This window comes from Bacillus sp. FSL L8-0654 (assembly GCF_038629965.1).
Taxonomy (GTDB): domain Bacteria; phylum Bacillota; class Bacilli; order Bacillales; family Bacillaceae; genus Bacillus; species Bacillus safensis.
In genome coordinates, this window is record NZ_CP152026.1 from 1,711,140 (window position 1) to 1,732,145 (window position 21,006).

A 21,006-nucleotide genomic window follows, 5' to 3' on the forward strand; every position below is an offset into this window, starting at 1 on the left:
ATAACGTATGCACATCACCGTTGAACGAAAAATGAGGAGGTCAAACAAATGAAATTATTAGTAACAGGTGCAACAGGACAACTTGGATCGCTCGTCGTCAAGCATTTGCTCACAAAAGTACCGGCTGAACAAATTGCAGTCAGTGTTCGAAATCCGCAAAAAGCAGCACATTTGAAGGATGCTGGGGTGGATGTACGCCGTGGAGATTTTACTCAGCCAGACACCCTGACATCAGCATTTAAGGGCATTGATCGTCTGTTGATCATTTCAACAGCGGATGGTGACCGCGTCGAGCAGCATAAAGCAGCAATTGAAGCGGCGAAAGCAGCAAATGTGAGGTTTATTGCTTATACAAGTGTTGTCAATGCAAGAGAGAGTCAGCTTGTCCTTGCAAATGACCATGCCAAAACAGAAGAAGCCATTTTGGCCTCTGGCATTCCTCATGTATTTTTAAGAAACAACTGGTATGTTGAAAACGAAAAAGATACGATTCTGGCGTCAGTCAGCGGCGCACCATTTTTAAGTCCAATTGGAGAGGGCAAGGTTGGCTGGGCAACAAGAAATGACTACGCAGAAGCGGCAGCAAATGCGTTAACACTTCCCGTACATGATCAGGAGATATATGAACTGTCAGGACCTCTTCGGACGCATAGTGAACTTGCACAAATTGTTAGTAAGGTGAGTGGAAAAGAAATCAAAGTAGAAAAAATAGATGTAGACACATTTGGAGACTTTTTAGCTTCAAATGGTGTACCAAAAGAAGCAGTGCCATTTGTCAAAGCCATTCAAAGCGGCATACGCGATGGTGCTTTAGCTGTCGAAAGCCAAGATTTCGAAACATTACTAGGCCGGCCGTTAACACCTATTGAAGAGAGAATTCGTGAATTGATTTCAGAATAAACAACAAAAACGCCCTATGAAAAGGGCGTTTTTTCCATCCGAAAAGCTCACGCCAGTTTTAAAAAATCATCTTGCCACTAGGTGAATGGACATAGTAAGATGACGACATACAAGATGAACTGCTCATCTACTGCTGATGTAAAGGAAGCTGCTAATGGAAATGAAGACAACTGCTCAAACGAAATCAATTGCACTGCCGCTTGTGATTTCAATTATTGCTATTTCGTTTTCTGCAATCATTGTGAAATGGTCAAATGCACCTGCTACTATTTTAAGTATGTATCGAATGATTTTTGCGGCGGCTCTCATGCTGCCGTTTATCTTGCCAAGAAAAAAAGAATTTCTCTCGATAAAGCGCAGAGACTGGTTTTTCTTATGTACCTCAGGCTTCTTTTTAGGGCTTCACTTTGTGTTATGGTTTGGCTCACTGAAGCTGACGACAGTGGCAAGCTCTACCATTATTATCGCCCTTCAGCCGATGGTGTCCTTATTAGGCGGATTCCTCATTTTCCGTGAACGAACAACAATGTCTGCAATATTAACGATGTGCGGGGCGATTGTTGGTGCCCTCATGATAGGCTGGGGAGATATTGGTCATAGCAAGGAAGCCATCTTAGGAGATATTTTATCCTTTTTGAGTGTGATCGCTGTTGTTTGTTATTTGTTAATAGGCCAACAGGCTGTTAGAAAAATATCTCATTGGATTTATAGTTTTTGTGTATTTGGCTTTGCCGGTCTTTTTTTAATTTTATTCAACCTGCTTCAGCAAACTCCTTTTATAGGCTATCCGGTTAAAGAGTGGGGAATCTTTTTATTGCTCGCCATTATTCCCACGATGTCTCATGTCATTAATAATTGGCTATTAACCTATGTTAATGCGACTACCATTTCAATGAGTATTCTAGGTGAACCTGTTGGGGCAACGATCCTTGCTGTATGGCTGCTTGGAGAGAAAGTCACGCTGCTTCAAATGCTTGGCGGTCTGCTTGTTCTTTTAGGCGTCTTTTTCTTTTTGATGCAGCAGCGTCAAGGTATCGTGATGAAAACAAAAAAATCCGGTTAACTTCCGGATTTTTTACTCTTTTAAATCGTTTTTTTCAATCACTTTGTTTAATCTTGCCTCGATTTTTTTCAATTCCATTCGTTTTCTTCTAATCATGCGAAACGCGATGACAATGATTGTCACAATAAAGGCAATGAATAGAAGAGAGAACACTTGAAATAGAAGATCTCCCATGTTGAATGCCATAATCTCTCTATTAGACATACGTAAAACCTCCTTTTCTATCTATATATTACCATAATCAATAAAAGATTGAGATTTATCCATAATTTATCTATAATAGGTGAAATATCACTCATTAAAGGAGAACCAATATGAGAACTTTAGTCCTTTTACGAGGTCTCCCAGGCGTAGGTAAATCAACATGGATCAAAGAACAAGGCTTAGAGCCTTACACTTTATCAGCGGATCAAATCCGGCTGTTAACTCAGCCGCCGCAGCTATCAGTCAATGGGAAACTAGACATTTCAAGCAAGCATGACCACAAAGTTTGGTCTTTATTATTCGATCTACTCACAGCCCGTATGGAGCGCGGAGACTTTACTGTGATTGATGCGACACACATTTCAAGTAAATCGATTTCTCAATATAAGTCTTTAGCGACATCTTATCGTTACAGGGTGTATGTCGTCGATTTCACGCAGGTACCCCTTGAAACAGCTCTTTTGCAAAATCGCTCACGTGAATCTCACAAAGTGGTGCGGGAATCTGTTTTGTATCAAATGAACGAACGGTTAAAAACAGAAAAGGTCCCGTCATGGGTGACTGTTTTGCAGCCGGAGAATTATCCGCAAGTGATGACTTATCAGCCTCGATCCTTTGATCAATATGAGGCCATTCATGTTTTCGGAGATATTCACGGTTGTTACACCGCACTTACCACCTATTTGCAAGGAGACATCAAAGAAAACGAACTTTATATTTTTGCAGGTGACTTGCTTGATAGAGGAATAGAAAACAAAGAAGTATTAGAATGGATGCTCGCCCATAGAGAATGCCGGAATGTCATCGTCATTGAAGGCAATCATGATCAGCATTTATACCGGTTTGCACATGGTGAAAAAGTTAGTAGCAATATGTTTAATCGTCATACTGTGCCTGAAATCGAAGCAGCAAACTTTGATTTGAAGGAAGTACGAAAGTTTGTTAGAACCTTTCATCAGCTTACTTATTTTACGTACCATGATCAGACATTTCTTGTTACCCATGGCGGGCTCGCTCATTTGCCAGAAGAACTTCTGCATGTCTCAACACAGCAGCTCATTCACGGCGTAGGAGAATATTCAGATGATATTGATCACTTATTTGTTCAAAATACGGCTGGGCTGGATATCATCCAAATTCACGGGCATCGCAATTTATACAGACTGCCTATTCACGCAGCGGAAAGGTCTTATAACCTAGAAGGTCAGGTTGAATTTGGGGGGCAGCTGCGGGTGTTGAAAATCACAGCTGACGGGATTGAGACTCATGAAATAGACAATCCAGTCTACAGAGCGTCTGAGAAAAAACAATCGGCTGCTGTTCAGCCAGATATTTCATTGGATGATTTTTTAGCTCATTTAGATCAGCATGAATACGTACAGGAATTAAAGCTTCCGCACCATATTTCATCTTTTAATTTTACGAAAAAGGCTTTTAGTGAACGGCAGTGGGATGATGTGAATGTGAAAGCAAGAGGTTTGTTTGTTAATATGGCTTCTAAGCAGATTGTGTCTAGAAGCTACAATAAATTTTTTAACATTGATGAGCGTCCGGAGACAAGAATGCAGCATTTAGTGAACCATCTTCAATTCCCTGTCACCGTATATGATAAAGCAAATGGATACTTAGGAACTGTTGGGTATAATGAAATGGAAGATGAATTGGTGTTTACATCCAAATCCTATACATCACATGTGAAACAAAATCAGCATGCTTCATGGGTCGAAGAGCTATTTAATAAGACCTTCAGTGACGTGCAGGCTGATTACATTAAATCATATGTGCGTGACCACCATGTATCTCTTGTGTTTGAAGTCATCTTGCCAAAAAAAGATCCGCATATTATCACATATGAACAAGATCAACTCATTTTACTTGATATTGTGAAGCGGCAGTTAAGCTATGAAAAAGCACCATTCGCTGAAGTGAAAAGATTAAGTGAACAGCTTGGAATATCCTGCAAGCAGGAAGTGGCTGTTTTCCATGATTGGACGTCTTTTTATAAATGGTATCAGGCTGTCTCTCATGATAATACAATTAAAGAAGAGGGGTATGTCATTGAGGATGATCAAGGCTTTATGACCAAACTTAAGCTCCCTTATTATCAATTCTGGAAGCAGATGCGCGGGATGAAGCAGCGCGTTGCAGAGAAGCGTACCTCGCAAAAATATATGCAGGCTTTGCAGACAGCGGAGCAAGCAAGATTTTATACATGGCTTCTTGAGCAAGAAGCAGATCATGTGAGGAATAGCTCAATTATTGAACTGCGATCACAATTTGAACAAAGCGGTACTGTCCAATTGAATAATGATGAAATAAATGCATAGTCTAACAAAGAGTCTTTTCTAAGGAAAAGGCTTTTTTTGATGCAATTGAAAGGTGGACACTTGCATGCCTGGCCATATTGAAGTCATTCTTCGGACGATGTTTGCTTTTGCGATTTTATTTGGAGGAGCACGTCTTTTAGGGAAACAAACCATTGCGCAAATGAATATTTTTGATTTTATAGCAGCCATCAGCTTAGGTTCAATTGCAGCGAACCTGGCGTTTAATACAACGCTCCCGCTTCAGCACACAACGATTTCCTTTGTGTCACTTGTCATGATTATTTATGTGATTTCCCTGCTTGCATTAAGAAGCCGGAAGATGAGAGGGTTGATGGCGGGTAAACCAACACTTGTCATACAAAATGGAAAAATTCTTGAAGGAAATATGAAAGGGATGAGATATACCCTTGATTATTTAAATCAGCAGCTGAGAGAAAAAGACATCTTTGATATTAGCGAAGTTGAATTTGCAATGATTGAAACAGATGGGCATATGTCAGTGAAAAAATACCCTTCGTTTGAAAAAGTCACGCGGAAGGACCTTCATTTATTCATGGAGGCAGAGCGTTACATGCCGATTGAAGTCATCATGGACGGGAAACTCATCCAAAAAAACATACAAGAAAATCAATTAACAGAGCAATGGATAGAAGAAGAGCTGAAAAAAAGGCAGCTGTCCTTAAAGGACATTGTTTATGCTGTCCGTTCAAGTAATGGAAGCTTATATATTGATACATATGACGACCATATTCATTCACCAATCGATCAGGAATGAATGTGTAGTGCTGATGACACCTGCATGACACACATTTGACAATCTTTATAAGTCCTTTGGATGTCATGTGACTAGGTATCATTTCTTAATTATTATTATTTTCAGAAAATGTAGTGACGGAATAAAATAAGTATGTTTAAGTATAAATAGATGAAATTAAAATATTAAAATAATATACCACAAGCGGAATGAACGTTCATTCCTACGTTTTAAAAGGAGGGGATGAAATGCCAGCAGTGACTGATAAACAAGAACAGATCATGAAGGCTTCGCTGGAACTATTTATTGAACGAGGCTTTGATGGCACCACAATGCCGATGATTTCAAAAAGAGCAAACGTCGGAGCGGGCACCATTTACCGTTATTTTGACAGCAAGGAGGCACTCGTCAATATTTTGTACCAGCGCAGCCTCTCAGCATTTATCGAAAAAATGAACACAAACAGTCCAGATCCAAAGTTAAGTATTCGGGCGTACTTTAAGCATGTATTTTATTGCTTGGTTTTATTTACAAAGGAGAATCCAAGCGGGCTGTATTTCTTAGAGATTGATAAACGATCCCATTACTTAGACGAGACGAGCAAAGAGAAAATGCAGCATTTGTTACATGAGCTATTCCTTATCTTTGAAGAAGGAAAAAAGGATGGGATTCACCCAAACCTCTCAGGCAGAACCATTTTATCTATTGTATTTGGTGCTTTTGTGCAGCTGCATAAGCAAATTCTTGCAGAAGAAATAGAGCCAACGATTGAATTTTTAGAGGATATTGAGCAATGTTTATGGCGCGCCATTAGCATTGCATCTTAAAGAAATAAAGGGAGTGGGCATATGAAGCAAACATCAATCATTCCAAAACCAAAAACATACGGACCTTTAAAAAATATTCCCCATATAAAAAAGGGAGAGCTTGCTCAAACCTTTTGGCGGCTGGCAGATGAATTAGGACCGATCTTTCAGTTTGAATTTTCAAATGCAACAAGTATTTTTGTTTCCAGCCATGAACTTGTCAAAGAAGTTTGCGACGAAAGTCGTTTTGATAAATTTATTGGAACTAGTCTGAGTAAAGTAAGAGCATTTGCAGGGGACGGACTATTTACAAGCTGGACAGAAGAACCGAACTGGAGAAAGGCTCATCAAATTTTGATGCCTGCATTCAGCCAGCAGGCCATGAAGGGCTATCATGAGATGATGCTCGATATTGCCACACAGCTTGTTCAAAAATGGCAAAGAACAGGCCGCGATGAAGAAATTGAAGTAGCTGAGGATATGACAAAGCTGACTTTAGATACGATCGGCCTTTGCGGTTTTGATTTTCGCTTTAACAGCTTTTATAAAGAAAATCAACATCCGTTCATCGACAGCATGCTGAAAGGCTTAAATGAAGCAATGGAGCAGTCGAGTCGATTGCCAATTGCAGATAAACTCATGATCAAAAGAAGAAAAGAATTTGACCAGCATGTCGATTTTATGAAGCAATTAGTAGATGACATTATTCAGGAACGAAGAAAACAAGATAAAGCGGGCGATGATTTACTGTCTCTTATGCTGCATGCAGAGGACCCTGAAACAGGTGAACGTTTATCCGATGAAAATATCCGTTATCAAATCATCACCTTCTTAATTGCAGGCCACGAAACAACAAGCGGGCTGCTATCATTTGCGATTTATTTCTTACTGAAGAATCCAGAGAAATTAAAGAAAGCCGTTCAGGAAGCAGATGAGGTGCTGCAGGGCGGGCTTCCGGCATTTAAACAGGTGCAAAAGCTAAGCTACACTCGTATGGTGTTAAATGAAGCTCTCCGCCTCTGGCCAACAGCGCCTACGTTCTCTCTTTATGCGAAAGAGGACACAGTAATCGGGGGAAAATATCCGATTCAAAAAAATCAAAGTGTCTCTGTTCTGCTCCCTAAATTACACCGTGATCCAGCGGTATGGGGCGAGGATGCTGAAGAATTTAAACCAGAGCGGTTTACACATCCTGAGAAAATCCCGCAACATGCCTACAAGCCTTTTGGGAATGGACAGCGTGCATGTATCGGTATGCAGTTCGCCCTGCATGAAGCTACGATGGTTCTCGCGATGGTTCTGCACAATTTAGAGTTAATTGATCACACATCTTATGAGCTTGATTTAAAAGAATCTCTCACAATTAAACCTAACGATTTTAAAATCAAAGTGCGGCCAAGGAAGCAGCAATTCTTTATGGCACCGCCGAAAGAAGAATCGAAGAAAAGCACCAAATCTAGTGAGTCAAAAGTGGCGAGTCACGGTACACCGCTGCTAGTTTTATACGGATCAAATCTTGGTACGGCAAAGCAAATAGCGAACGAACTGGCTGAAGACGGGAAAGCAAAAGGATTTGATGTAACCACTGCGCCGCTTGATGACTTTACACGCCAATTGCCAGACACAGGTGCTGTCTTCATCGTGACCGCTTCATACAACGGACATCCGCCTGACAATGCGAAGCAATTTGTGGATTGGCTGGCGCAGGATGAAGAGCAGGATTTATCAAACGTGACATTTGCTGTCTTTGGATGCGGAGATCGAAATTGGGCGAGTACGTACCAGCGGATCCCCCGTCTAATTGATGAAGCTCTAGAAAGAAAAGGAGCCAAACGTGTAGCTGATTTAGGAGAAGGGGATGCAGGCGGTGATATGGATGAGGATAAAGAAATCTTCCAGAAAACAGTCTTCGAACAACTTGCAAAAGAATTTAAGCTCACCTTCCAAGAAAAGGGGAAGGAAAAACCAAACCTATCAGTTTCTTATACGAATGAGCTAGTGGAGCGTCCTGTAGCTAAAATATATGATGCCTTTTCAGCTGTTGTATTGAAAAATGAAGAATTACAATCAGAAACAAGCACGCGGCAGACAAGGCATATTGAACTGAAATTGCCTGCTGGCAAAGCATACAAAGAAGGGGATCATATCGGGATTGTGCCGAAAAATAGTGATGCACTCGTTGAGCGTGTGACCCGCCGCTTTAAACTAGATCCAGAGCAGCACATTAAGCTTTCATCTGATAAAGAGGCAAGTCATTTACCATTAGATCAGCCGATTCCAATCAAAGAATTACTCGCCTCGCATGTTGAGCTTCAAGAACCTGCGACACGTACACAGCTAAGAGAGCTTGCAGCACATACGGTATGTCCGCCTCACCGCGTGGAACTTGAACAAATGGCTGGTGAAGCATATCAAGAAGCCATCTTAAAGAAACGAGTAACCATGCTGGATTTATTAGATCAATATGAAGCATGCGAGCTGCCATTTGTACACTTTTTGGCGCTTTTACCAGCTTTGAAGCCGCGTTATTATTCGATCTCTAGCTCGCCAAAGGTAGATGAAGAAAAAGTCAGTATCACAGTGGCAGTTGTCAAAGGTAAAGCATGGAGCGGCAGCGGAGAATATGCCGGAGTCGCATCAACCTATTTATGTGGTCTGAATGAAGGGGAAGAAGTAGCCTGCTTCCTGCATGAAGCACAAGACGGATTCCAGCTGCCCCCTTCCTCAGACATACCGATGATTATGATTGGACCAGGTACAGGAATCGCTCCATTTAGAGGATTTGTTCAGGCAAGAGAAGTGTGGCAGAAGGAAGGGAAGCAGCTAGGCGAAGCCCACCTATATTTTGGCTGCCGTCACCCTCAGGAAGATGATCTGTATTTTGATGACATGCAGCTTGCAGCGCAAAACGGAGTTGTCCATATCCATCGCGCTTATTCTCGTTACGATGAGCAAAAAGTATATGTCCAGCATTTGTTGAAAGAAGACGGCGGCATGCTGATCGAATTGCTTGATCAAGGTGCTTACCTGTACGTGTGCGGAGACGGAAAAGTCATGGCTCCAGATGTAGAGGCTACACTGATCGATCTCTATCAAAACGAGAAACAATGCTCGAAGGAAACAGCTGAAAATTGGCTGAAAGCCCTCGCAAATGACAATAGATATGTAAAAGATGTGTGGAGCTGACAAAGAGGAAAGACCGCCTATTAGGCGGTTTTTTCTGTTCTCATAGAAAGAGATCGATAGAATGAAGGTTGGGAAGATACAAAACACCTAATTTGGAAATGAAATATTTTGTAAAAAATAAGAATATTCTCTCATTTACTCCAATATGAAACAATCGTATGATTTTTGATATAGGACTTAAAGGAGGAATATAATGAAAAAGGTGAAAATGTTACTCCCTTCTCTTCTCGTTTTTGGTGCTTTAAGTGTGCCTAGTTTTGCCCATGCCGCATCGGATTCAGTACTAACGTCTGATTATGACATGGTGACTTCTGATGGTAAAGTGATTTCTTCAAGTGATTTCCACAATGATACGAAAGCCCCCTCATCCTTTGACAAAGTGGATGATCTTTCTTCTACTGTTGGCGAAAAAGTAAAACCACTATCAAAATATTTAAAAGATTTTCAAACGAAAGTCGTCATTGGAGACGATGGTAGAACCAAAGTAGCAAATACAAGAGTGGCACCATACAATTCGATTGCTTATATTACATTTGGTGGCTCAAGCTGTACGGGAACACTCATTGCTCCTAACAAAATTTTGACAAACGGACACTGTGTGTACAATACGGCATCGAGAAGCTATAGTGAGAAAGGGACTGTATATCCTGGTATGAATGATAGTACTGCGGTGAACGGTTCAGCAAAAATGACTGAGTTCTATGTGCCAAGCGGGTATATTAATACTGGTGCAAGCCAATATGACTTTGCCGTGATTAAAACCGATACGAACATTGGCAATACGGTCGGCTACCGATCCATCCGCCAGGTGACAAACTTGACTGGGACAACCATTAAAATCTCAGGATATCCTGGTGATAAAATGAGATCGACTGGCAAGGTGTCACAGTGGGAGATGTCGGGTCCTGTGACGAGAGAAGATACGAATCTAGCGTACTATACGATTGATACATTCAGCGGAAATTCAGGTTCTGCCATGCTGGATCAGAACCAGCAAATCGTTGGAGTTCATAACGCTGGGTATTCAAACGGAACGATAAATGGCGGGCCGAAAGCGACAGCTGCCTTTGTTGAGTTTATAAACTATGCGAAAGCGCAATAAAAAATAGAGCTTGTTTCCTTCATAGGGGACAAGCTTTTTTGTATGAATCGATTTGATAGGATTCATATTTCTAACCTGAGAGATTTGAGATTGAGAGCCTCATCATTTTTTCTCATGTCATCTGCGCACCACTCATACATTAAAATGACACATTTCCTTTAAGTCAAGATGATGCTGAAGATGGTGAGGAGGTCACGCGCTTTTGAAGATGAAAAGAGGCTGGGTCGCTGCTGTCGCCTTATGTTTTGTGATATGGATGGGCACGTTGTTTGGTGGATTTGGAGAGAAGCAGGCAGCAAAAGGGGCTGATCGATATGATCATGTCGTTCAATTTCCAAAGGAAAGGTACCCTGAAACAGGCAGTCATATTCAAGAAGCCATTCGAAAAGGGCATTCAGATGTGTGTACCATTGACCGAAATGGAGCAGATGCCCGCAGGCAAGAATCATTAAAAGGAATTCCGACAAAACCGGGCTTTGACCGGGATGAATGGCCAATGGCGGTTTGTCTTGAGGGAGGAAAAGGCGCAAGCGTTCAATATGTCAGTCCATCTGATAATAGGGGAGCAGGCTCATGGGTCGGGCATCAAATCAGCGGATTTCCTGATGGGAAAAGAATATTATTCATTGTGAAATAAATCGGAAAGAGTCTCCCTTGAGTGGGGGCTCTTTTGTTTATCATCAGAGCCTATTCGAGCTAGCAGGGTCAAAAGATTCAGTGGTACAATCAATCTATAAGGTACAAAGACTGACAAGAAGAAAATGTGAAGGGACATTTGCTTATGGATAAGAACCGTGCATTATACGATTTTTTTATGCAGCATGCAGAGAAGCTGACTGAAACATGGTATGAATCAATTGAGGACGATGATCCAGAATCCATATATCGTTCAACAGATTCCAGCATCATAGCAGAGCTAAAACGGCAGAATCAAGATTATTACCAGCATTTTATACGAGCTATTATTGAAGATAAGACGTATTTACATACTGAATTTAAAAAATGGTCTGAGGATTTAGCCAGTGACCCAAAGCATTTAAATACACCATTAGATTATGTCGTGAGAGAATACATGTCCAATCAAAGAGTGGTTCTGCATTACTTAAAAGAATTTATCAAACAGCGTCAAGATGAAATTGATATTGACCGCATCTTTTATTGGTATGATTTAATTTCCGAAGCGTTTAATATTTCAATCCATGTGTTTATCCAGCAATATGTGAAAAATACAACCGAAAAACTCGTGGCTCAAAGAGATATGATTTACGAATTGAGCTCACCGGTAATTGTCTTAAAAAGCCAGATTGCGTTATTGCCTTTAGTAGGTGACATTGACACAGCGAGAGCAAAGATTATTTTAGAAAATACGCTAAATCAGTGCTCGCAAAAAGGTGTTCAGCATTTATGTATTGATCTATCGGGTGTGGTTATGATTGATACAATGGTTGCTCATCAAATCTTTGATCTTGTCACGTCACTTCGGTTAATTGGAGTAGAGACGACCATTTCAGGGATTAGACCAGAAATTGCCCAAACAGCAGTGCAGCTTGGGCTTCCTTTTAATGAATTTCGCACGGCATCATCACTTGCTCACGCGCTGGACCGAATGACTGAATTTTCTTCAATATAAAAACCAGGCCGATGAAAGGCCTGGTTTTTTATTTAGATGACAGCGTCAATTTGTGTGACTTTCCAATTTTTTTGTACTTTTTCGTACGTAACAGTTCGTTTTACTTTGCGTCCATCAAGTGTTGGGACAGTAAATTCATATGTGCGGACCGTTTGTTTTTTAGAAACAAGTTTAGGTGTGGCTTTTTCCCAATTGAGCATGTTGTCTCCATCACCGACTGGAACAGCCATTTTGCCTTTATGAACAATGAACTGATAATCTTTTAAACCATGTTTGATGGCATCTGGAGTGAAAACTTGAGATAGGTAGCTGTTTAATTTTTTCTTTGTATCAAATGTTTTAGAAAGATAGTTGTACGTCATATCTTTATAGGTAAATGATTTTAATTTGACATTAGAATGGTCTTTAATTTTGTAGCCTGACATTGCACTCCAAAAATGTTCTCTTGCATCAAGGGCAATATGTAACGCTTCTTTATTTGTCAAAGCGGCTGATTTCTTGGAAGCGGCCAATGTTGTTGTTTGTAATGAGATCATAAGCATAATAGCAGTTAATAAAACAAATAATTTTTTCAAGGCGATTGCCTCCTTTTCTCAATGAAAACTTCTTATGTTACAAATGTTACAATAATTACATCGATATTACAAGTATTAAATCTAAATGTTTTTTTATTTCTTTTGTTTCTAATTATATAACGTTTGAGGGAGACAAAAAGTTTTCATTTTTTTTATTTTTCTTCTTAATCATTATTTAACCGTTCTAAAGAAGAACGAAACGTCTTTTGGAAAAATTTCTATTTAGACGTTTAACACTCTTTTTTATTTAAGACATATACTGTCGTGATGAATGTCTAAAGAAAGTGGTGTTTAATATGTATCATCCGTATGAAGGTATGGGGAATGGTTACTCATATGATAGGCAGATGCAGGGATTTCCATCTATTGGTATTCCTTCAGGTGGAGGGTTTCCTGGGTTTCCAATCGGAGGAGGAGGTACTTTACCAGGGCAAGGTTCAGGCGGACATTCAGCACCGCCAGCACCGCCGCAGCATATCATTTCGCAGTATCAGCAAGCACTCTCTCAGCCTCAAAGTATGCAGTCGTTTATATCTGGGCAAGGTGTAGGCGGAGGCCATCAAACTGTACAATTTGCAGCGGGATGTAATAGAAGATGGACAATTGTGCTTTTGAGAAACGGCCAAGTATTTTTAATGTTCGTTCTTTCCTCACAGCCTTTTGGCCGAACAACTGGCTTTATATGGCCGAACTTTACATTTGGTTCCTTCCCAAGCTCAAGTATTCTTGCCTATTCTTGTGCATAAGAAAAAGCCGGTTCTCATCAGCAGCTGATGAATACCGGCTTTTTTTAATGAATATTTCGAAATACCCCAATCACTTTACCTAGTATACTCACATTCTGTAAAATAATCGGTTCCATTGATGGGTTTTCTGGCTGTAATCTAAAGTGTGTATCTTCTTTATAAAAACGTTTCACTGTCGCTTCATCTTCCTCTGTCATGGCGACCACAATATCTCCATTGTTAGCAGTGCTTTGCTGACGCACAATGACATAGTCCTTGTCCAAAATACCTGCATCAATCATACTTTCTCCCATAATTTCAAGCATAAACACTTGTTCGTCTGGTGCAGCAAATGTCTCTGGAAGAGGGAAGTATTCTTCTACATTCTCAACAGCTGTGATAGGAAGGCCTGCCGTTACTTTTCCGATGACTGGAACGTTCATTACAGCACTCCTCGGAATATTCATTTCCTCTTCATCTAGTACTTCGATCGCTCTAGGTTTTGTCGGGTCTCTTCTAATTAAGCCCTTTGTTTCTAGTCTAGCTAAATGTCCATGGACCGTTGAACTGGATGCTAGACCGACAGCTTCTCCAATTTCACGGACGGATGGGGGATAACCCTTGCTTTTTACTTCATCTTTGATGAATTTCAGGATATCGAGTTGTCTTTTTGATAGCTTCGTCATCTTTTGCACCTCAAAACGTCAATTTTAAAGAAATTATAGCATGTTTTTCCTAACAGTACAAACATAGGTTCGAAAAAACGTTTGACAGAAACGTTTGTTCGTATTTATAATGAGAGACAGAAAGAGCGAACACATATTCTGTTAGGAGAGATGACATTATGAGGTTAAAAGAATCTATTATTTTTATTGGGGTATTCTCATTCATCGTTGGCATATTTCTCTCACTTATTGCAGTCACAAGCCATAATGATTCAAATCAATATGTTAAAATAGAGGTTCAATCAGGAGATACTCTGTGGGGGTTAGCTGATCAAGTAAATGACAGCAAATCAATCGACAAAAATGCATTTATTGACTGGGTAACAGAACACAATGATCTTGCTTCAACAGAAATCCAGCCTGGAGACATTCTTGTCATACCCGTGAAAAAAGAGCATCCAGTCGTATATCAGCTTGCAACAGTACAGTAGAAAGGTCGATTGAAGACATGAACGCAATCATTTATGCGAGAGTAAGCACTGTGAAAGAAGAGCAGGAAACCTCGCTGAAAAGACAAGAAGAAGAACTGCTGGCTTTAGCTGCCATGCACAAGATGAATGTGGTCAAAGTCATCAAAGAAAAAGCAAGTGGATATGAGCTAGATCGTGATGGCGTGTTTGAAATGCTTGCTGCACTGAAGGAAGAGTCGATCGATGCCGTTCTTATCCAAGATGAAACACGTCTTGGAAGAGGACAAGCAAAAATTGCGCTTCTTCATTGTCTATTTAAAGAGAACGTAAAGGTATACAGCGTGTTTCATAGAGGAGAGCTTGAGCTTTCAGAAGCAGATGAAATGGTCATCGAGATTGTAGGAGTCGTCGAAGAGTACCAACGGAAAATTCATAACCTGAAAATCAAGCGGGGGATGAAAAGGGCTGTTGAGCGCGGATATCAGCCTGAACTGAATTTAAGGCAGCAGAACCATGCACCTGGCCGTGAGCGTATTGAAGTGCCGATTTCAGAAATTGTTCGATTAAGAAAAAATAACATGACGTTCGCCGAAATTGCCGCAACTCTTCAAGCATTAGGTTTTGACATTTCAAAAGCAACGGTGCATAGAAGGTATCAAGAATATGAAAAAGGCTTTACCACCTAAAGCGTGATTTGTTGTCAAAATGATTGATATTTAGTAGTATGTAGAGAAAATGCTTTAAAGGAGTTTGTCATGATTTCTAAAGAACAGCTTGCAAGAATAAATGAGCTTTCAAAAAAGTCGAAAGAGACCGGTTTATCAGACGCTGAAAAAACAGAACAAAAGCAGTTGAGAGAAGAGTATTTGAAAGCTTTTCGTTCTTCTATGAAAAATACACTTAAAACTGTTAAAATCGTTGACCCTGAAGGAAACGATGTTACACCAGAAAAATTAAAAAGAGAAAAAGATCAGAACCTTCATTAAGGCTGTGATTTCTTGAATTTTGAAAAGATGGGAAGAATATTCTCGTCTTTTTTCATATTTGCATAACTTTTTAGGTGATCGATAAACTAAATGTGACAAAATCCTTCTTTTTCAGCGTGAAATAGTTGTGAAAAAAGGACAGTAGATTTATGATAATGGTGTACACAAGATACGGAAGGGGATTTATATGGAAACGATTGAATTGAAATCTATTGCAACAATACGTACTCTCTCCATAGACGCAATTGAAAAAGCGAATTCCGGTCACCCAGGAATGCCGATGGGTGCTGCACCGATGGCGTATGCTTTATGGACGAATCACTTAAACGTAAGTCCGCAAAATCCAAATTGGTTTAACAGAGACCGCTTTGTTTTATCTGCGGGCCATGGTTCTATGCTTCTATACAGCATGCTTCATTTAAGCGGATACAATCTGAGCATTGACGATTTAAAACAATTCCGCCAATGGGGAAGCAAAACACCTGGACATCCTGAATTTGGACACACAGAAGGCGTAGACGCAACAACGGGTCCACTAGGCCAGGGAATTGCTATGGCAGTAGGAATGGCACTTGCAGAAAGACATCTTGCGGAAACGTATAACAAAGACAACTTTCATGTTGTAGACCACTATACATACAGCATTTGCGGAGATGGAGACTTAATGGAGGGAATTTCCTCTGAAGCAGCTTCACTTGCTGGTCATTTAGGCTTAGGCCGTTTAATCGTTCTTTACGATTCAAATGACATTTCTTTAGATGGCGATTTAGATCGTTCATTCTCTGAAAATGTGAAGAATCGTTTTGAAGCGATGAACTGGGAAGTTCTTTACGTGAAAGACGGCAACAACATTGAAGAAGTAACAGCTGCTATTGAAAAGGCGAAGCAAAGCACAGACAGACCTACATTAATCGAAGTGAAAACAACGATCGGTTTCGGATCGCCAAACCGTGCGGGAACGTCTGGTGTGCATGGTGCACCGCTTGGCAGCGAGGAAGCAAAGCTGACGAAGGAAGCTTACTCTTGGACGTTTGAAGAAGATTTCCATGTACCTTCTGAAGTGTACGATCATTTCAAAGAAGCTGTCAAAGACGCTGGACAGAAAAAAGAAGCAGCGTGGAATGAGCTGTTTGCGCAATACGAAAAAGAATATCCAGAGCTGGCAGCACAGCTGAAGCTTGCGATTGAAGGAAAGCTTCCTGAAAATTGGGATCAAGAGGTTCCTGTTTATGAAGCAGGTTCAAGCCTTGCCTCCCGCGCATCTTCTGGCGAAGTGTTAAATGGCATTGCAAAGCAAGTACCTTTCTTTATTGGCGGGTCTGCTGACCTTGCTGGATCAAATAAAACAACGATTAAAAACACGGATGATTTCGGTAAAAATAATTATGCCGGCAAAAACATTTGGTTCGGTGTCAGAGAGTTTGCAATGGGTGCAGCGCTCAATGGTATGGCACTTCACGGCGGTCTTCGTGTATTCGGCGGAACGTTCTTTGTTTTCTCAGATTACTTAAGACCAGCAATTCGTCTTGCTGCCTTAATGGGACTTCCAGTCACTTACGTCTTTACTCATGATAGTATCGCTGTTGGTGAAGATGGTCCGACGCATGAACCGATTGAACAGCTTGCTTCACTGCGTGCGATGCCTAACCTTTCCGTTATCCGCCCAGCAGATGGAAATGAAACAGCTGCAGCGTGGAAACTAGCTGTATCTTCAACGGATAAACCGACAGCACTAGTTCTTACTCGTCAAAACCTTCCAACGATTGACCAGGCACCAGAGAAGGCATATGAGGGAGTAGAAAAAGGTGGATACGTTGTGGTTGAAGCAGCTGATGCACAGCCAGAAGCACTTCTACTCGCTTCAGGATCTGAGGTTGGTTTAGCCATTGAAGCGCAAAAGGCACTTGAAAAAGAAGGTATCCGCGCATCTGTTGTCAGCCTTCCTGCATGGGATCGCTTCGATCAGCAGTCAGACGAATACAAAGAATCCGTTCTTCCTAAAGCAGTACGTGCACGTATTGCAATTGAAATGGGTGCTTCACTTGGCTGGGAGCGTTACACTGGCCTTGATGGTGACGTGATTGCAATTGATAAATTTGGCGCTTCTGCACCAGGAGAAACCATTATCGAGAAATACGGCTTTACTGTCAGCAATGTAGTCAGCCGTGTGAAAGCGAAGCTGAATAAATAAACGAACTCCAAGCATCATGCTTTTTTGCTATCTGTTTGCAGAGCATTTTCATCCGCTCTGCAAACTTTTTTCTTTTTTCTTGTTTTTTTGACAAAACTAGTTTCTTCTTGCTTCATATATAGACAATTCTTTCTTTCACATTTTTGTATAATACAAGCAATAAACGAGATTGACGAAATGTGAAAGGAAGGGATAGACATGGAACGTCATTATTATATTTATTGGATTGAGGATGAATTTGCGCATCACTATTTTGGCAGAGAATCGATTTTGTTTCATTTGTTTGAGTCGTTACATTGGACGAACCGCACTGACGATGAGTTGGTTATGCTTGTGAAGCAAGTGGATTATGTGACGAAACGAATCCCTGCTTTTCATATGCACCAGCGTCTAATGAATAACTTAACGAACATTCACTATACACAAATAGGCTCGATTTACAGCGCTTCCTTACCAGATGGAAAAGGAACTGCAGCATTTATTATTAAAGACCGGTATATTCAAATGTCTGCCACTGGCAGTTATGAGGCAGAAGCGGTGTTTTTTGAAGTGCTGAGAAAAATCAGCCCTTGTTTTCTTGCGATGGACTTTAGTTCAAAGAAACACGGATGGCTCAATCCAGTAAAAGTGAGGAATTTTGTTTAAAAAAATAAAATTGAACGTGAAATGTTGTATAATAGCCTTTTGTTTAGTACACTTTATACGAGACAACATGAAGGAGGAAGAATTATGGATTTATGGGTTGTCATCCTTGTAGGCGTTGTTGCACTGCTTGCAGGAGTTGCACTCGGATTCTTTATTGCTCGTAAGTATATGATGAGCTATTTGAAAAAGAATCCACCGATTAATGAACAAATGCTTCGAATGATGATGATGCAAATGGGCATGAAACCGTCCCAGAAGAAAATCAATCAAATGATGAAAGCCATGAACAACCAAGCGAAATAATACGTACGATATTATGATCATAGATGGAACATGGTTTTAAAGAATGGACAAGCGTTGTCCTTTCTTTATTCAATTCACCTTCATCAGACGCTTAAAACCACTGTACTTGCATGAATGAAGCAGGGAAGGTGGTTTTTATTATGGCGTCAAGAGTATGTGAAAAACAAAAAACCCCTATGTCAGAGGTTTTTGTTTCGTTTATGGTCACACATATCAACTGTTCTAAAAATGGTGCGGCATGTTTGATATCATGAAGTATGATTAGTTGGCTGAGTTTGAGTGTAAGTGTCGTTGATATTGTAAGAGGAGATGATCTAGCTGCTGGCTATGTTCGATGGTCACTGTTGATGTCATCCCATTATGCAAGACAACTTTCATCAGCTCTTCTCTTTTTTCTTCGATTTGAGTTAATAATGATGTTTTTACCAAAGTCATGTTCCTTTCATGCAAATCTTGATAAAAAGAATCGATTCTATTATATCCATTTTAAGGTTTATTTTCAAATTTAAAGGATTCATTATCTTGATGTCAAATTAAATTATATAAGGTTTTAAGAGAATAGACCATCTTTATTGAGGTGATGTAAAAAAAATGAAATGATTTTGTCATCTCTTATTGTATATTGTAAGAAGGGGGTGTTCTTTTGACAGATTTGAATTACTTTTTAGCATTTGGAGCAGGATTTCTTTCTTTTATTTCACCGTGCTGTCTGCCGCTTTATCCAGCATTTTTATCGTATATTACGGGCGTTAGTATAGATGAAGTGAAATCCGAGAAGGTGATGCTGAGAAGAAGAAGTCTGCTTCATACTTTATTCTTTTTAGTTGGGTTCTCTATTATATTTATTGCGATTGGCTTTGGGACATCGTTTGTCGGAAAGTTTTTTAATGATTATCATCAAGCGATTCGTCAAATTGGAGCCATCCTCATTATTTTCTTTGGTTTTATGACTCTTGGCGTATTCAAGCCCTCTTTCCTCATGGGCGAAAAGAGAATCCAGTTCAAAAACCGTCCTGCTGGTTTTTTTGGATCCATTCTCATCGGAATGGGCTTTGCCGCTGGATGGACACCTTGTACAGGACCTATTTTATCCGCTGTCATCACACTGGCGAGTAACAATCCTGAGTCGGCTGTCATGTATATGATTGCGTATGTATTCGGATTTGCCGTCCCGTTTTTTATTCTCTCCTTTTTCATTACGAAAATGGCGTGGATCAGAAAACGTCAGCAGCTCATCATGCGAATTGGCGGAATCATTATGATTGTGGTAGGGATTTTGCTGTTCTTTGATCTTCTAACATGGATTATCATCATGTTCTCATCATTGTTTGGCGGCTTTACAGGCTTTTGAAATCGTTTTCTACAGTCGCGGCGAATGGTTTTTTTTCGTCAATTGGAGTATATTATACATAGGCTGACCTTAAAGAATAAAGGAATGATTTGATATGATGATCTTGATCTCTTCTATAATTGCGGTATGTATGGCGGTGGCCGTCATGTTTATTCGCATTAAGTCATCTGCAAAACCTGCAACTGCGAAAAAAATTATTTTACCTCCTATTTTCATGAGCACTGGCGCATTGATGTTTTTTGTTCCTATGTTTCGAGTAACTGGAGCTGAATTTCTAGAAGCGATCACAGTGGGGATGTTTTTCTCTATATTTTTAATCAAAACATCGAAGTTTGAAATTAGAGGCAATGACATCTACTTAAAACGGTCGAAAGCATTTGTGTTCATTCTCATTGGACTTCTTGTCCTTCGTATCGGGATGAAGACCATCCTAAGCTCTTCTATTGATTATGGTTCATTAAGCGGGATGTTTTGGATTCTTGCCTTTGGCATGATCGTGCCTTGGCGGGTTGCCATGTATTTATCGTTTAGAAAGCTGTCTAAACAATTAGATCCGCAGCAGATCCAAATGAATTAAACCTCCTTTTTTAAAGGAGGTTATTTTAATAACGATTCATATGGCGAGTGATCAATGTTTTTTTCTTGAAGGCGCTTCAGTAAAAACTTATGATCCCTCTTTGGTGTGGCCATAATGTAGCCGCGAATGATTAAGTCTAAATTAATGCTGGCAGCCTGTTCTTTTAATGCCAGCTCGCCAATTTTACCCGCAATTTTCTCTTTGGCAACATCTCTAAACAGCTCTGGCACAGGTAATACGAGTTCATTTAACAGCTGTTTGTCCTCATCCCGCCATAGGTGAAGGCTCTTTTGAATATATTCATCCTGCCAATCAAGCTCTGATTTCCCATCTTCCTTTGGCAATCGTTTTAAAAATTTACGAAACATAAAAAAGCCACCGATTGCGAGTAATCCGATCATCACTGTACCCCAAAATAAAATGAACCACAAAAACCAGCCGCTTAACATGTTCTCACTCCTTATACCCCTTATCTCTCTATTTTATATTACATGAAGAGAGGATAGAAGAAAATAACAAAAATGTATGTCTATTTTCTCTATAAAC

The 21,006-nt window shown here is 40.2% G+C and carries 23 protein-coding genes; 18 read left to right on the forward strand and 5 right to left on the reverse strand.

Translation table 11 applies throughout. The annotated features are described in order from the left end of the window. Positions 1–48: 48 nt before the first annotated feature. The gene (locus MHH65_RS08640) at positions 49–900 is read left to right on the forward strand and encodes an SDR family oxidoreductase (protein ID WP_098676909.1); all 852 of its coding nucleotides are present in this window, start codon (positions 49–51) and stop codon (positions 898–900) included. 154 nt (positions 901–1,054) lie between these two features. After that, positions 1,055–1,963 (forward strand): DMT family transporter, encoded by a 909-nt coding sequence (locus MHH65_RS08645; protein WP_268414418.1) that lies wholly within the window; start codon positions 1,055–1,057, stop codon positions 1,961–1,963. A gap of 12 nt (positions 1,964–1,975) precedes the next feature. Here MHH65_RS08645 and MHH65_RS08650 read toward each other — a convergent pair whose 3' ends face one another. Beyond that, positions 1,976–2,167, reverse strand: a complete 192-nt coding sequence (locus MHH65_RS08650; protein WP_268414419.1) for a hypothetical protein — start codon at positions 2,165–2,167, stop codon at positions 1,976–1,978. Positions 2,168–2,277: 110 nt separating this feature from the next. Here MHH65_RS08650 and MHH65_RS08655 point away from each other — a divergent pair, with 110 nt between their 5' ends. From MHH65_RS08655 to MHH65_RS08685, 7 genes are all read left to right on the forward strand, one after another. Then, a complete protein-coding gene (locus tag MHH65_RS08655) occupies positions 2,278–4,494 on the forward strand; it encodes an RNA ligase (protein WP_268414421.1) in 2,217 nt (738 codons plus the stop codon). A gap of 64 nt (positions 4,495–4,558) precedes the next feature. After that, positions 4,559–5,269 (forward strand): DUF421 domain-containing protein, encoded by a 711-nt coding sequence (locus MHH65_RS08660; protein WP_025093253.1) that lies wholly within the window; start codon positions 4,559–4,561, stop codon positions 5,267–5,269. A 227-nt stretch (positions 5,270–5,496) separates the two neighbouring features. Further along, positions 5,497–6,075: a TetR/AcrR family transcriptional regulator gene (locus MHH65_RS08665; protein WP_024427074.1), complete on the forward strand. Its 579-nt coding sequence runs from the start codon at positions 5,497–5,499 to the stop codon at positions 6,073–6,075. Positions 6,076–6,096: 21 nt separating this feature from the next. Beyond that, on the forward strand, positions 6,097–9,240 hold the full coding sequence (locus tag MHH65_RS08670; protein ID WP_268414422.1) for a bifunctional cytochrome P450/NADPH--P450 reductase: 3,144 nt from the start codon (positions 6,097–6,099) through the stop codon (positions 9,238–9,240). Positions 9,241–9,433: 193 nt separating this feature from the next. Beyond that, entirely contained in the window at positions 9,434–10,342 is a 909-nt protein-coding gene (locus tag MHH65_RS08675; RefSeq protein WP_024425124.1) for a trypsin-like serine protease, read from the forward strand. 256 nt (positions 10,343–10,598) lie between these two features. Next, positions 10,599–10,979: a NucA/NucB deoxyribonuclease domain-containing protein gene (locus MHH65_RS08680; protein ID WP_051149980.1), complete on the forward strand. Its 381-nt coding sequence runs from the start codon at positions 10,599–10,601 to the stop codon at positions 10,977–10,979. Positions 10,980–11,123: 144 nt separating this feature from the next. Further along, positions 11,124–11,972, forward strand: a complete 849-nt coding sequence (locus MHH65_RS08685; protein ID WP_024427077.1) for an STAS domain-containing protein — start codon at positions 11,124–11,126, stop codon at positions 11,970–11,972. 32 nt (positions 11,973–12,004) lie between these two features. Here the strand turns inward: MHH65_RS08685 and MHH65_RS08690 are convergent, their stop codons facing one another. Then, positions 12,005–12,547, reverse strand: coding sequence for an IseA DL-endopeptidase inhibitor family protein (locus MHH65_RS08690; RefSeq protein WP_024425127.1), 543 nt, complete (start codon positions 12,545–12,547; stop codon positions 12,005–12,007). 296 nt (positions 12,548–12,843) lie between these two features. On the opposite strand from MHH65_RS08690, the gene MHH65_RS08695 reads away from it, so the two are divergent. After that, on the forward strand, positions 12,844–13,293 hold the full coding sequence (locus tag MHH65_RS08695) for a hypothetical protein (RefSeq protein WP_024427079.1): 450 nt from the start codon (positions 12,844–12,846) through the stop codon (positions 13,291–13,293). Between the two features lie 44 nt (positions 13,294–13,337). Here MHH65_RS08695 and lexA read toward each other — a convergent pair whose 3' ends face one another. Further along, a complete protein-coding gene (gene lexA / locus MHH65_RS08700) occupies positions 13,338–13,958 on the reverse strand; it encodes a transcriptional repressor LexA (protein WP_024427080.1) in 621 nt (206 codons plus the stop codon). A 158-nt stretch (positions 13,959–14,116) separates the two neighbouring features. Here lexA and yneA point away from each other — a divergent pair, with 158 nt between their 5' ends. The 6 genes from yneA to MHH65_RS08730 all read left to right on the forward strand — a co-directional run bounded on the left by yneA (position 14,117) and on the right by MHH65_RS08730 (position 18,532). Continuing rightward, positions 14,117–14,428 (forward strand): cell division suppressor protein YneA, encoded by a 312-nt coding sequence (gene yneA, locus MHH65_RS08705; RefSeq protein ID WP_024425130.1) that lies wholly within the window; start codon positions 14,117–14,119, stop codon positions 14,426–14,428. Between the two features lie 17 nt (positions 14,429–14,445). After that, on the forward strand, positions 14,446–15,093 hold the full coding sequence (locus tag MHH65_RS08710; protein ID WP_025093247.1) for a recombinase family protein: 648 nt from the start codon (positions 14,446–14,448) through the stop codon (positions 15,091–15,093). 69 nt (positions 15,094–15,162) lie between these two features. Next, positions 15,163–15,393, forward strand: a complete 231-nt coding sequence (locus MHH65_RS08715; protein ID WP_024425132.1) for a DUF896 domain-containing protein — start codon at positions 15,163–15,165, stop codon at positions 15,391–15,393. Between the two features lie 187 nt (positions 15,394–15,580). Continuing rightward, positions 15,581–17,584 carry a transketolase gene (tkt, locus tag MHH65_RS08720; RefSeq protein WP_098676913.1) on the forward strand — a complete coding sequence of 668 codons (2,004 nt, stop codon included), beginning with the start codon at positions 15,581–15,583 and terminating at the stop codon, positions 17,582–17,584. Between the two features lie 198 nt (positions 17,585–17,782). Further along, positions 17,783–18,229, forward strand: a complete 447-nt coding sequence (sirA, locus tag MHH65_RS08725; RefSeq protein ID WP_024425134.1) for a sporulation inhibitor of replication protein SirA — start codon at positions 17,783–17,785, stop codon at positions 18,227–18,229. Between the two features lie 84 nt (positions 18,230–18,313). After that, positions 18,314–18,532 (forward strand): YneF family protein, encoded by a 219-nt coding sequence (locus MHH65_RS08730; protein WP_003212379.1) that lies wholly within the window; start codon positions 18,314–18,316, stop codon positions 18,530–18,532. Positions 18,533–18,793: 261 nt separating this feature from the next. On the opposite strand, the gene MHH65_RS08735 is transcribed toward MHH65_RS08730, so the two are convergent. Further along, complete coding sequence (locus tag MHH65_RS08735; RefSeq protein WP_008343814.1) at positions 18,794–18,961, reverse strand: aspartyl-phosphate phosphatase Spo0E family protein; 168 nt, start codon at positions 18,959–18,961, stop codon at positions 18,794–18,796. 214 nt (positions 18,962–19,175) lie between these two features. Here MHH65_RS08735 and MHH65_RS08740 point away from each other — a divergent pair, with 214 nt between their 5' ends. Together MHH65_RS08740 and MHH65_RS08745 are read left to right on the forward strand one after the other, a co-directional pair. Continuing rightward, entirely contained in the window at positions 19,176–19,883 is a 708-nt protein-coding gene (locus MHH65_RS08740) for a cytochrome c biogenesis protein CcdA (protein WP_034283434.1), read from the forward strand. A 94-nt stretch (positions 19,884–19,977) separates the two neighbouring features. Beyond that, complete coding sequence (locus tag MHH65_RS08745; RefSeq protein ID WP_024425136.1) at positions 19,978–20,460, forward strand: CcdC protein domain-containing protein; 483 nt, start codon at positions 19,978–19,980, stop codon at positions 20,458–20,460. Between the two features lie 20 nt (positions 20,461–20,480). Here MHH65_RS08745 and MHH65_RS08750 read toward each other — a convergent pair whose 3' ends face one another. Continuing rightward, entirely contained in the window at positions 20,481–20,909 is a 429-nt protein-coding gene (locus tag MHH65_RS08750) for a DUF2621 domain-containing protein (protein ID WP_024427086.1), read from the reverse strand. Positions 20,910–21,006 lie beyond the last annotated feature (97 nt).